The sequence below is a fragment of the Desulfosalsimonas sp. genome (assembly GCF_055149105.1).
In genome coordinates, this window is the sequence record NZ_JBSRLA010000004.1 from 1 (window position 1) to 11,558 (window position 11,558).

General features: G+C 54.8%; 13 protein-coding genes. 7 read left to right on the forward strand and 6 right to left on the reverse strand.

From position 1 onward, the window contains the following. Positions 1–344, forward strand: a 344-nt coding sequence (locus ACTCIA_RS01490) for a DUF2520 domain-containing protein (protein WP_463000037.1), incomplete at its 5' end; no start/stop codon positions are given. 33 nt (positions 345–377) lie between these two features. On the opposite strand, the gene ACTCIA_RS01495 is transcribed toward ACTCIA_RS01490, so the two are convergent. The 3 genes from ACTCIA_RS01495 to ACTCIA_RS01505 all read right to left on the reverse strand — a co-directional run bounded on the left by ACTCIA_RS01495 (position 378) and on the right by ACTCIA_RS01505 (position 4,553). Further along, positions 378–3,362: an insulinase family protein gene (locus ACTCIA_RS01495; protein ID WP_463000038.1), complete on the reverse strand. Its 2,985-nt coding sequence runs from the start codon at positions 3,360–3,362 to the stop codon at positions 378–380. 238 nt (positions 3,363–3,600) lie between these two features. Beyond that, the gene (locus ACTCIA_RS01500) at positions 3,601–3,954 is read right to left on the reverse strand and encodes a hypothetical protein (RefSeq protein ID WP_463000039.1); all 354 of its coding nucleotides are present in this window, start codon (positions 3,952–3,954) and stop codon (positions 3,601–3,603) included. 164 nt (positions 3,955–4,118) lie between these two features. Then, positions 4,119–4,553 (reverse strand): PaaI family thioesterase, encoded by a 435-nt coding sequence (locus ACTCIA_RS01505; protein ID WP_463000040.1) that lies wholly within the window; start codon positions 4,551–4,553, stop codon positions 4,119–4,121. 282 nt (positions 4,554–4,835) lie between these two features. On the opposite strand from ACTCIA_RS01505, the gene ACTCIA_RS01510 reads away from it, so the two are divergent. Beyond that, complete coding sequence (locus ACTCIA_RS01510; protein ID WP_353740029.1) at positions 4,836–4,949, forward strand: dual CXXC motif small (seleno)protein; 114 nt, start codon at positions 4,836–4,838, stop codon at positions 4,947–4,949. A gap of 31 nt (positions 4,950–4,980) precedes the next feature. Next, complete coding sequence (locus ACTCIA_RS01515; RefSeq protein ID WP_463000041.1) at positions 4,981–5,505, forward strand: DUF2937 family protein; 525 nt, start codon at positions 4,981–4,983, stop codon at positions 5,503–5,505. Between the two features lie 22 nt (positions 5,506–5,527). Here ACTCIA_RS01515 and arfB read toward each other — a convergent pair whose 3' ends face one another. Next, on the reverse strand, positions 5,528–5,953 hold the full coding sequence (gene arfB, locus ACTCIA_RS01520) for an alternative ribosome rescue aminoacyl-tRNA hydrolase ArfB (RefSeq protein ID WP_463000042.1): 426 nt from the start codon (positions 5,951–5,953) through the stop codon (positions 5,528–5,530). 206 nt (positions 5,954–6,159) lie between these two features. Here arfB and ACTCIA_RS01525 point away from each other — a divergent pair, with 206 nt between their 5' ends. Genes ACTCIA_RS01525 through ACTCIA_RS01535 form a run of 3 tightly spaced genes read left to right on the forward strand, consistent with a single transcriptional unit; the run spans position 6,160 to position 8,912 of the window. Continuing rightward, entirely contained in the window at positions 6,160–6,681 is a 522-nt protein-coding gene (locus ACTCIA_RS01525) for a TIGR03546 family protein (RefSeq protein ID WP_463000043.1), read from the forward strand. Then, positions 6,678–8,411 (forward strand): TIGR03545 family protein, encoded by a 1,734-nt coding sequence (locus ACTCIA_RS01530; RefSeq protein WP_463000044.1) that lies wholly within the window; start codon positions 6,678–6,680, stop codon positions 8,409–8,411. The genes ACTCIA_RS01525 and ACTCIA_RS01530 overlap by 4 nt, the downstream gene beginning before the upstream one ends. Positions 8,412–8,444: 33 nt before the next feature. After that, the gene (locus ACTCIA_RS01535; protein WP_463000045.1) at positions 8,445–8,912 is read left to right on the forward strand and encodes a hypothetical protein; all 468 of its coding nucleotides are present in this window, start codon (positions 8,445–8,447) and stop codon (positions 8,910–8,912) included. Positions 8,913–8,949: 37 nt separating this feature from the next. Here the strand turns inward: ACTCIA_RS01535 and hisF are convergent, their stop codons facing one another. Continuing rightward, a complete protein-coding gene (hisF, locus tag ACTCIA_RS01540; protein WP_463000046.1) occupies positions 8,950–9,714 on the reverse strand; it encodes an imidazole glycerol phosphate synthase subunit HisF in 765 nt (254 codons plus the stop codon). A 115-nt stretch (positions 9,715–9,829) separates the two neighbouring features. Beyond that, positions 9,830–10,453: a carbonate dehydratase gene (gene can / locus ACTCIA_RS01545; RefSeq protein ID WP_463000047.1), complete on the reverse strand. Its 624-nt coding sequence runs from the start codon at positions 10,451–10,453 to the stop codon at positions 9,830–9,832. Between the two features lie 248 nt (positions 10,454–10,701). Here can and rsmA point away from each other — a divergent pair, with 248 nt between their 5' ends. After that, positions 10,702–11,541 carry a 16S rRNA (adenine(1518)-N(6)/adenine(1519)-N(6))-dimethyltransferase RsmA gene (gene rsmA, locus ACTCIA_RS01550; RefSeq protein WP_463000048.1) on the forward strand — a complete coding sequence of 280 codons (840 nt, stop codon included), beginning with the start codon at positions 10,702–10,704 and terminating at the stop codon, positions 11,539–11,541. Positions 11,542–11,558: the final 17 nt, after the last annotated feature.

The following is an 11,558-nucleotide window of genomic DNA, read 5'->3' on the forward strand; positions in this document are numbered from 1 at the left end:
ATTACCTGGTCACTCTCATGAATCTTTCACTGCAGCTGATCATGGTCTCCGGGGTGGCCCCGGCGGATTCCTGGAATGTGCTAAAGCCCCTTGTGACCGGCACTTTGGGCAACATTGAAAAAAACGGCATTCCCAGGGCACTGACCGGCCCCATTGCCCGGGGCGATGTGGAAACCGTGGAAGGGCATCTGGCCGCGATCGGACAAAAAGCGCCTACACGGCTGGAGCTTTACCGGGTGCTGGGCCGGCACACCATTGAAATCGCCCTTGCCGGCGGGGGGTTGTCAGAACAAGCCGCAGAACATTTAAAAGAAATACTTGCTCCCGCCGGCAGTACGGACTGAACCGCTTCCTGTGTTGTCCTTTGAGTGGGGCCGCTATATCCGGTAAGGGATAAGGCCCCGGTCCCCCAGCTGCCGGTTTGCCTCCTCGATGAGATCCTGGCTGGAAATCACTGCCACTGCAGCATCAGCCCCGGAGGTGCTGAAATACTTGTCTGCGGCATTTCTGACCTGCTCCAGGTCCACCTCGAGCACCCCCTGCTTGAAATTTCTGCGCAGCTCGTCTGACAGGCCGATGAGCCTTCGGTAAAAAGCCTTGAATGCTGCCGGACCCGGGGGGTCGGGCCGGTCCAGATCGGCACAGACCTGCAGCACAGCCTCCTCGATGTTTTCCCTGTCATAATCGCCTGAAGTGATAAAGTCCGCGGCTGCGTCATAGACCTGCAGGGTCCGGACAATGTGCGGATCCCGGTAGGAGCCGAAGTAAAACTGCCCGTTTTCCATCTGGTAAAGGCTAAAGCCGCCGTAGGCCCCGCCTTTTTCACGAATCTCCCGGTGCAGGAACATGGACTTGAGCAGTTTGCTGATCACCGCCAGCACCGGCGCGTCCGGGTGATCCATGGGCCGGGTTTCAATCACCTTGGCCACAAAGGACACGGCCGTGGCCGTGGCCCAGCCCTCCCTGGGGATTTCCGGATCTGCGGTAAAATCCGGGGGCTCAAATCCGCATCCGGCTGCCGGGGGCATTTTTTGGCAGATGTCTTTTGCCATTGGAAGTGCGGTTTCAAGGTCTGCGGGCTCACCGATTAAGGCCGTGCGCACGTTGTTTTCATGAAAAACCGTTCTGGCAATCCGCTCCAGGTTGGCGGCCAGGGTCTTTAACTTTTCCGTGTCCAGATCGGCTGTGAGGTTTTTGATGGTTCTGATCTGATGGATCCCGTGCCAGGTTTCATTTAAGGCGCTGGCTGTGGAATAATTTCTTGCGGCAAGGGACATGGCCAGCCGGTGGCCGTTATGCACCACGCTGGACTCCATTTCCGCGCGAACTTCCAGAAGCAGGTCCCGGAGCCGGTCTGTGTCAGAAAAAGCATATCGGCTCACCATGTCGCCGATCAGGTCAAACATACTGGAAATGTTTCTTGACAGGCACTTGGCCGAAAAATTGAGCACAGGCAGGCAGGCCGCACTGCTTTGGGAAAACATGCGCGAAGCGCTCACGGAAAAACCTATCCCGCCGGTGTATTGGTCAATTCTGCGTGCCAGTTCCACATAGTCGTAGTCCGCCGTGCCGGTCTGGGTCATGGCGTGGCAGAAAAGCGGCAGCAGGTCAATCAAATCCGGATCCAGATTCTGGATGCCGAATACGGATTTGCAGTACAGTATCCCGGAACTGGGCTGCTCATAGAGCTCCACCGGGGGTTTTTCAACCACCCCGGAGGGATGCACGACCCGGATATCCGGGGCAATATCGGTTTTGGAAAGCCTGGGCAGACATGACAGATCCTCCTGGCTTTCCTGGAGCTGTGCCAGTTTTTGCGCATCCTGTTGGATCTTTTCGCGGTCGTCTTCTGTGAGGTCTTTTTCAATGGCAGCCAGGTGTTGTTCTTCCCGGGCCCGCCTTTTTTCATAAAGCTCCGGGTCCGGTTCCAGGGTCATGCGTACCCGGTGGGGATTGTTGATGAAATATTTCCGGATCCGGTTTTCCAGAAGATCTGTGGTCTCCAGTTCCTGGAAAAACCGTCTGACCAGGCTGTCAAACTGGAGCGCCACATCCGGTTGTCCCTGGTGGAGCCAGTCGCCGCAGAAGCGCAAAAGCAGTTTGAGCCCGTAGGGAAACGGGGTATTGGTGACCTCTTTTCGGTGAAATTCGATCTGATGAATGGCCGATTCCACAAGGCGCCGCTCGATTCCGTTTTCAGCCAGATCAGAGAGTACCTCAAAGATGATTGTTTCGATTTTTTCCGCATCTTCGGCATTGACGTCCTTGAGTCCGCAGGCAAACAGGGTGTCCTTGTTGTCGGCATCCAGGCCGCTGCCGTCGCTTAATGTCGATCCCAGCTGGGAATCCATGAGCGCCTTTCGAAGGGGCGCGCCCGGATTACCAAGCAGCACCTGTTCGAGCACCGAAAGCACCAGCACCTCGTAAGCCTCCCGGATGTCTGCGGTCAGCCAGGCCACACATGCCTGGGCCTTTTTGTCCGTGGTTTCCTCCGGGTCCATTGGGTAGTAATACACGGCGGTTTTGGGCTCGCTCCACCGGGGCTGGGACGGCACCGCTGTTGCCGGGTCAATGGGGGAGAACTGACAAAGCACGGTGTCTTCGATAAATTCCAGGTGCCGGGCCAGGGGCAGATTGCCGTAGGTGTAAAAATAGGCGTTGCTCGGATGATAATGCCGGGCGTGAAACGCCTTTAACTGCTCATGGGTGAGCAGGGGGATCTGTTCCGGATCACCGCCGGAATTGTTGCTGTAAGTGGTATCCGGGTACAGGGCGTTTAAAAGGGACCGGCCCATTACCTGGTCGGGAGAGGACATGGCCCCTTTCATCTCGTTGAAAACCACACCCTTGTAAACCAGGTGCTGCCCGCCGTCTGCCGGATCGGTTTCAAATTCAAGCCGGTGGCCTTCCTGCTTGAAGCTCAGTTCGTCAATGCGCGGAAAAAAGGCGGCATCCAGGTAGACGGACATGAGATTGTAGAAGTCTTTTTCATTCTGGGTGGCAAAGGGGTACATGGTCCAGTCCGAAGCGGTCAGCGCGTTCATGAAGGTGCTTAAGCTTCGTTTCATCATGGAGAAAAACGGATCGCGCACCGGATAATTGCGTGAGCCGCACAGCACCGTGTGCTCCAGGATGTGGGCCACGCCCGTGGAATCGGCGGGCACGGTTTTAAACACCACGGAAAAGGCGTTTTCAGGGTCATCCCGGCTGATATGGATGTGGGCCGCCCCCGTGGGCAGGTGCTTGAGTTCGTAGTAAAATCCGTTTATCTCGGGCAGTTCCATCATCTTTTCAATGCGAAAGCCGCCCTTTTGATCTCCGGGCTTCAGGCCCGGGTTGCGGGGATCTTCTGTATCTTCCATGGATATATTTCTCCGGTTGATTTTATTTACCTCTTAATCACTTCAAACTTGGCACTGCCTTTAAAAAAGACTTTTACGGCGCCATCTGAAGTCAGACTTTTTACGGTGCCATCAACTGTTCAGGCACGAAAAAACCGATAGCATATCTGCGGCGCCGGCGTAAAGATACTCTGTGCAGATATTCTATCGGTTAAGGGGATGCCGGGAGGAAACTGACCGGATCCGGGCAGGCAGACGGTTATGAGGCCACATAAATCCCGCGGCGCTTGCGCTTGATTTTGCCCTGCTTGCCCAGCCGGTAAATGATGTTTCGGAGTTTTTTTTCGTCAAAACCCGTTCTGGACTTGATATCGGCCAGACGGGCGCCGTCGGGCATATCGCTGATGACATTGAGCACCTGGTCGGATGCGGTCTTGCCGCTGCTGCGCCGGGTCTTGGGGCTTTGGGGGCCGGCGAGTTTGCGAACAGTTTTTTCGAGTTCCTCGATTTTTGCGGTCAGCCGGTTGATCTCGGTTTTTGTGGCGATGTTGTATTGCCTGAGAAAGAATTTGATCATGGCATCAAAACTGGGATTGCGTTTTTTTTGTGTCATTGATCGCTCCTTGTTTTTCTTCAATTGCGATTTGTTTGAAATAATTTTGATTGTTTGACTTTCTTCTGCATAGACAATTCAGTTATATAAGTCAAGTGTTTAAACAGGTTACCGGCAAATGACTTGTCTTTTCCCCAGATTCCTGAAAAACGTTGCCTGCCGGGTCAGTATTTGCGGATCACCGCATAAGTGGCCATGGCCCTGGCCACAAGGTTTTCTTCCCCATCGGTGACTGTCACCTCGCCCAGGGCGGTGTTGCGCCCGTTATGGAGAATCACGGCTTCAGCATAAATGCATCCCGAGGAAAAAGGCCTGATGTAATTGATTTTCATTTCAATGGTGCTGATGGATGCATCTTTGCGGGCAATGCCGGTAAGGGCGGTTCCCACAGCGGCATCGGCAAGGGAAAAAATCGCACCCCCATGGGCGATGCCGCCTGCATTGCCCAGTTTTTCGGAAAACGGCAGCCTGAGCCGGGCCCATCCTTTTTTCATGTCTGTCAGTTCCATCCCCAGCAGATTCCAGAATGGCACCTGTTTTTGAAGCCGTTCAAACACGGCTTGCCGAAATTCCGGATCCAGTTCTTCAAACCGGGCCATGGACGGCTTTCCTTTTCTTTTGGTTAAAAAACAAGGCATGTCAGATGCCGAAGATGATTGCGCCACTTGAAATTTACTGATATATTCAAGAAAAACCTTATGTTTTTTATTGTCAGGGCAGGCGCTTCAGGTCAACGTTTTTTATCAGAAAATGATTTCAGGGAACTTTACACTTTTCGGATTTTCGGGGAAATCAGTATGCAGGGCTTTTTTAATTCTTTGAGGCTGCCGTGCCCGGTGTGTACCCACTCCACGCTGCGGTTGACCGGTACCTGAGATCAGATTTTTTTCCGCTGCAGGGGCTGCGGCGTCAAGATTGCCCTACAGGACATTGTTGAATCCATTGACGAGGAGGTTGAGCGGATTCTGGCCAATATGCCCTGCGACCGGTTTTAGCCGGGTTGCAGGATAAAGCGGGGAGAGTTTTGTGGCAAGGGGGTATTTCCGGATACTGGTGTTTGCCTGCACGCTTATGGTGGGGGTGCAGTTTCCGGCGGTGATGGATCAGTACCGGAAACGGGTGGATGCCCATTTCCGCGAAATCAGCATAAACCTCAGCGGGTTTCAGCAGACAGCAGACCAGTATTTTGACGGCAGTCTCGAAGCGTTGATCTCCCATTACAAAAAAAGCTCGGATCCGGTTTTTGCCCGGGATGCCCAAAGCGTGGAACAGCTCCACCGGCGCTGGCAAATGCTTTCCGCCCAGCAGACGGCCATGTCCGGGCCGTGGTACCGCGCGGGTATTCACCTGCTGTTTTTTCACAATGATGAGATTTTGGCCGAAACATTTGACCAGTATTCCTACACCGTCCCGTTGAGTCCGCGTGCCATTGCATGGGGACTGGGCGCGGCATTTTTTGTTTCCCTGCTGCTGGAACTCATTGTGATCGGGATTTTCAAAGGGTTTTGCCTTGCGGTAAAACCAAGGCGGTCCGGAGCGATCTGCATTTGAATGTTTCCGGTGGATTGACCGGTCATTGTTCATCAAAGGGAATTTTTGTGCGCAGCTGCTTTTTGCGGCCTTGGTGTTTTTTGTTCTCCAGGCGGCGTTTTTTTGCGCGTCGCGGAATTCGGGTTTTTTTGCGCTCCGGCGCTTCTTCCAGGGCCTCGGCGATAAGCTGTGCAAAGCGTTCAATGGTCTGTTCCCGGTTGGCTGTCTGGCTGCGGTGACGCTGGGCCGAGATGTGGAGCAGGCCGTTTTTATTGATGCGCGTGGGCAAGCGCTGTTGGATGCGTTCTTTTTGTTCCGGATCCAGGCTGGGGGAACCGGCCACATCAAACCACAGGGTGATTCTGGAGCTTGTTTTGTTGACATGCTGCCCCCCGGGCCCGCCGCTTCCGGAGGCGGTAAACCAGAGTTCATTTTCCGGGATCGCAAGTTCTTCTGTGACGGTGATCATTCGGCTCTGCCTGTTTATCTGTGTTCGGGTTTTGAATAGTGGCGGAAAAACGTATCATTATCCTTTAAAAATACCATACAGTCTGTTTATTTCAAGGTGGAACAGCGGCATAAATTCGAACGGATTTGCTCTTTGGCTTCCGGTATTTTGTGTTATGCCCGGCCTTGGACCTGATAATAATATCTTTTTTAAGAGGGAGCGCAGTTATGATAACTCTGCTGGCAAAGCTGCTGAAAGTCTTAAATGCCGAGGCCGACCCCGGCCAGATCAGTGCGGCTTTGTGTCTGGCCATGTTTTTTGCCTTCATGCCCTTGATGACCCTGCAGCATCTGGTTTTGGTTTTTTTGGTGCTGGTTTTGCGGGTCAATATCACCGGGTTTATTCTGGGGTGGATGGTTTTTTCAGCAGTGGCTTTTATCATTGATCCCCTGCTGCATGGTGTCGGCATGGCGGTTTTGTCAGCCGGGGCCCTGGAGGGTTTCTGGAGCACGCTTTATGATTCGGGTTTCTGGCGCTTGACCGGGTTTAACAATACCATTGTCATGGGCGGGTTTGTGACCGCCCTGGTGCTGGCCGTTCCCCTGTATTTCCTGTTTAACTTTCTGATCCGCCGCTACAGGCAGCATTTTCTGGCCTGGATTCAAAAGACCCGCCTGGCCCAAATGGTCAAGGGATCGCGGATCTATGCAGCCTATCAAACCGTTTCCGGATGGAGGAGTTCCGTATGAGTCGTTTTATCCGATGGCCCGGACTGGCCGCATTTTTTGTTATTGTGGCGCTGGGGGCTGCTGTCTGGCTGGTTATGGTGGACTTTGCGGTCCGGCACATGATCGAGAAAACAGGGACCAAAGCCGTGGGTGCCCGGGTTGAGGTGGCGGATGCCGATTTGAGCCTTTTTCCCCTGGGCCTGGAAATTTCCGGCCTGCAGGTGACCAATCCGAATTCGCCCATGCGCAATGCTGTTGTGGCCGAAAAGATCCGTATGAACTTTCATACCGGCGAGATCATCAAGGGCAACAAGGTGGTGGAGGATTTGTCCGCCACGGGCGTGGGTTTTGACAAGCCCAGAAAAACTTCCGGCGCCATTGCCAAAAAGGAGAAACCTTCCGAAGAACCAGAAACTTCAGTGGCGGAAAAGATGCGCGAAAAGCTCGGTCGCCTGCCTTCTGCCACTGCAGACAGTGCCAGACAGATCATTGAAAACGAGCAGCTCGAAACGCTGAAACAGGCCGAAACCCTGCAGCAGGAAATTGCCGATGCCAGGGACCGTTTTTCCCAAAGGCTGGAAAACCTGCCGGACAAGGAGACTTTTGCCGACTACAAAAAACGCATCAATGATCTCAAGGGCGGCTCCGGTGAGTCCGGTGGTCTGCTCGGGACCCTGGGCCGGGCAGGGGAGGCCGGCGAGATAAGAAAAGACATTCAGGCCGATCTCCGGGCCCTGCGCGAAACCCGGCAGGATCTGGCCGCCACCCGGGAGAAGCTGCAAACCGGACTTGCGGATTTGCGGGCCGCTCCTGGCCGGGATGCCGCCCGGCTTACGGATAAATACGCCCTTTCCCCAAAGGGCATTGGCAACATGTCAGCCCTGATCTTTGGCCCCAAATATGCCGGGTGGGTGGAAAACGGCCTGAGCTGGTATCTGCGGCTTTCACCGCATGTGTCGGCCATGATGGAAAAATCCCGGGAAACCGAAAAGCGCCAGAGGGGAGTAGGCATTGATGTCAGATTTGCTTCCAGCCGGCCGGTGCCCGAGTACTGGATCAAAACCGCCCGGGTATCTGCGGATATGGGCGGCATGGATGTTTCCGGACAGATCCGCGATATTGCCTCAGATCCCCGGGTGCTGGGCCGTCCCCTGGTGTTTGATTTTGCCGGTGCCGGGGCTGATAATGCAGGCAGTGTAAAAATCAACGGCCGCCTGGACCGCACCGATCCGGAAAATCCCGCAGACAGGGCGGATTTCCAAATCCGCGAGCATGCACTCAGCAGGCTGCAGTTGCTGGATCAGGACAGTATGTCGGTGGTTTTGAGCAAAGCCCGGCTCGATGCTGTTGACGGCAGCATCCGGATTGCCGGTGCAGAACTGGATGCAGAGATTGCCGCTGATGTCAGTGACGCCAGCTTTGATGTAGACCCCGGGGAAAAAGAGCATTTCCTGGTCCGGGCCCTGGCATCCGCGCTTGGCGATATCCGGTCATTTGATGCATCCGCAACTCTTGGCGGAACCCTGACACAGCCGGAGATCAGCATTGATTCAGGCCTTGGCGATGTTTTAAAAGCCTCCCTGGCCCGGGATCTTGAAAAACACCGGACGCAGATGCAGCAGAAATTAAAGCAGGCCATTTCAGAAAAGACAGGAGGCGCCATTGATGAAACCGAATCGGGTTTTTCCGCACTGGATGCCATTGAGCAGGAACTCAAGAATCGCCTGAACCTGGGAACTTCCATACTGTAAAAACAAGCAGACACTTACAGGGGAGATGATCCGATGCAGTGGTTATGCCCTGGCGCCAGACTTGCTGCGGCTGCTGTCCTGGCGGCGGTCCTGATCTGCGGATGCGCTGCCGGCCGGTGGGGGCGGCTGGAGACCGATACCGGTGTCACGCAGATGTTTGAGAACAATCGCGTTCCAAAGGATTTCCGCTATTATGTCTGCGGCCGGCCCAACATGCCCTATGCCATTGTGGGCCTTGATCCGGCCTACACATTTGACCTGCATCTCTGGCAGGAAGTGATTCCCAACAACAGGGATTTTGCCCACAGGGTGGATTTTATCTGGGAGCCCAGGGTCTGGGACCGGTTTAATTCCGGCCGCGGCGCCCGGATCCTGGATCCAGAGGGAAATCCCATCGGGATCTGGTACTCCATGTATCCAAACGCCGCCATCCGGATAGATGCACAAAAACAGCAGGTGATCGTTTACTGCCCGCACCGTGCAAGCGAAGACAATTTTTAAATCCGATCCCTGAAATTCTAAATCCGGCCGGTTTTCTTTACAACTGCACGGCCACGCCCTGCTTTTGCAGCCAGGTTTTTAACTCCGTGATGTCAATGATGCCGAAATGAAACACCGATGCGGCCAGCAATACGGTTGCTCCGGCTTTGACGGCCTCATGGAAATGCCGCATTTCTCCGGCCCCGCCCGAGGCCACGATTTTTGCTGAAACGGCCTGCTTCATGGCCCGGATCACCGGCAGGTCATACCCGGTACGGGCCCCGTCACCGGCCTTGCTGGTGGGCAGGATCACGGGCACACCGTATCCCTCCACTCGCCTGGCCCATTCAATGGCGTCTGTTCCAGTGGCCGTGCGGCCGCCATCCACATAGACTTCATATCCCGATGCCATGGCCGGGTTTTGATCCACGTCAATGGCCACGGTGACCTTGTCCGCGCCGAAAGTCCGGACCATTTCCGGGATCAATTCGGGTTTGCGAAACGCCGCACTGCTGGTGGAAACCTTGTCTGCCCCGGCATTGAGGATCTGTTCCGCGGATTTTACATCAGAGACCCCGCCGCCCACTGTAAAAGGAACTGTGGTGACTTCGGCAACCCCGCGGACCACGTCGAGCATGGTGGCCCGGCCCTCCACTGTGGCGGTGATATCGAGCAGGGCCAATTCATCTGCCCCGGCCCGGCAGTAGGCACGGGCACACTCCACCGGATCGCCGGCGTCCCGGATATCCACGAAATGAACCCCCTTGACGACCCGCCCGTTTTGCATGTCCAGGCAAGGCATGATGGAAATGGTTTCATCCATTTGTATTTCTCCGTATGTATTGGGTGAGCAAATCAATGTGTTTTCAATTGTCCGGCAAACAGCGGCTGTTTATAGCATAGCCCAATCCCCGGCCGCAAAACAAATCCCAAAGTCTTTATTTCAAAAGCGCCCGGTACTGCTCATGCCCTGAAATGCCAGGATCGAGCTCCTTTAGCAGACCGTCTTCAATGCCGTAGATCAGGCCGCAGACGGCAAGTTCCCGGCCGGATTTCCAGGCGTTTTGCACAATGGTGGTTTCACAGACATTGATGACCTGGGCCCGGACATTGAATTCGCAGAGCCGGTTGACTTTTGCCTTTGGATCGGAAATCGCGTCAATTTCGGCTTTGTGTGTGCGGTACACGTCCCGGATGTGGCCCAGCCAGTTGTCAACCAATCCGTGGTCTTTGTTTTCCAGAGCAGCCTGAACGCCTCCGCATCCATAATGACCGCAAACAATGATATGCCGGATTTCCAGCGCCTCCACAGCGTACTGGATTACTGAAAGGCAGCTGAGGTCCGAATGCACCACCAGGTTGGCAATGTTTCGGTGAACAAAAATTTCTCCGGGCATCATGTCCGTTATACGGCTGGCCGGAACCCGGCTGTCTGAACATCCGATCCACAAGTACCGGGGTTTTTGCTGCCGGCTGAGACGCGTGAAAAAATCCGGGTCCCGGGCGGTGATTGTTTCAGCCCATTTCCGGTTGTTTTCAAACAGGGTGTCAAAAATTTTCATAGGCCGGGCCCTTTATGCGTGAAAATTGGTTATTTGGCAAATTTTTATAACACGTCGGGCACCAAAAGAAAAGAGTGCCGGGCCGGCGCCGCCTTTAACAGAAAAACAGGCCTGCCGGCACCATAAGTCAAAGGCGACAATTGACCCGGCCGGCAATTGTGTTATATTTGAAACTGCCGCCTTTTACCCATACCTGCCGTGTTCTGTTATGACCGGCAGATTGCAATTGATTCAGACAGAGAAAATCCATGACCGGACCGCATCGTTTATTGGCCGCCAGCGGGCTTTTGCCCAAAAAACACATGGGCCAGAATTTTCTGGCGGATCCGTCCACTGCCGAGATGATCGTGCGCCGGGCCCGGCTTGACAACGCGGTTGTGGTGGAAATCGGAGCCGGAGTAGGGGCGCTGACCCTGTTTGCCGCCCGGGCGGCCAGAAGTGTTTATGCCGTGGAAAAGGACCGGGAACTCATTGACATTCTGCGGTCGGTCACGGATCAGGCCGGGGTCGGAAATGTGGATGTCCGCCATGACAATATTTTTGACGTGGACCTGGATGCCATCTTCCGAACAGAGCAGGAACCGCTGGTGGTGATCGGCAATCTGCCCTACAATATTTCCTCTCAGGTGATCATTTCCCTGATATTTCAGCGCAGCATTGTTTCCCGGGCGGTTTTGATGCTCCAGGCGGAAATGGCACAACGTCTGTATGCGGTGCCGGGTACCCGGGAATACGGGCGGCTGTCGGTCATGACCCAGTATTGCGCTGATGTCACCCGCGTGGCCCGGGTCAGGGCCAACCAGTTTTATCCCCGGCCGCGTGTGGATTCCGAGGTGGTTGAGATTGTCTTTCACTCCCCGCGGTTTCCGGCAGAAAACGAGGCCGGGCTGTCTGCGGTGGTAAAGGCGGCTTTCGGCCAGCGGCGCAAAACCCTGAAAAACGCTTTAAGCGGTGGTGGACTCGGGATATCCGGCCCGGGGCTTTTGGCGATTTTGGAGGCCGCAGGCATTGACGGGGCAAGGCGGGCGGAGACGTTGTCCGTGGAGGAATTTGTAGCGCTGTCCAATGCCGTGGGGGCCAATTTATAAAATCGATTTGACCGTTT

Bases quoted from the DNA above. Each gene is read 5' to 3' on its own strand.
- can (WP_463000047.1), bottom strand. From the start codon at position 10,453: ATGAAAATTTTTGACACCCTGTTTGAAAACAACCGGAAATGGGCTGAA.
- ACTCIA_RS01505 (WP_463000040.1), bottom strand. From the start codon at position 4,553: ATGGCCCGGTTTGAAGAACTGGATCCGGAATTTCGGCAAGCCGTGTTT.
- ACTCIA_RS01530 (WP_463000044.1), top strand. From the start codon at position 6,678: ATGAGTCGTTTTATCCGATGGCCCGGACTGGCCGCATTTTTTGTTATT.
- hisF (WP_463000046.1), bottom strand. From the start codon at position 9,714: ATGGATGAAACCATTTCCATCATGCCTTGCCTGGACATGCAAAACGGG.
- ACTCIA_RS01535 (WP_463000045.1), top strand. From the start codon at position 8,445: ATGCAGTGGTTATGCCCTGGCGCCAGACTTGCTGCGGCTGCTGTCCTG.
- ACTCIA_RS01500 (WP_463000039.1), bottom strand. From the start codon at position 3,954: ATGACACAAAAAAAACGCAATCCCAGTTTTGATGCCATGATCAAATTC.
- ACTCIA_RS01525 (WP_463000043.1), top strand. From the start codon at position 6,160: ATGATAACTCTGCTGGCAAAGCTGCTGAAAGTCTTAAATGCCGAGGCC.
- ACTCIA_RS01495 (WP_463000038.1), bottom strand. From the start codon at position 3,362: ATGGAAGATACAGAAGATCCCCGCAACCCGGGCCTGAAGCCCGGAGAT.
- rsmA (WP_463000048.1), top strand. From the start codon at position 10,702: ATGACCGGACCGCATCGTTTATTGGCCGCCAGCGGGCTTTTGCCCAAA.
- arfB (WP_463000042.1), bottom strand. From the start codon at position 5,953: ATGATCACCGTCACAGAAGAACTTGCGATCCCGGAAAATGAACTCTGG.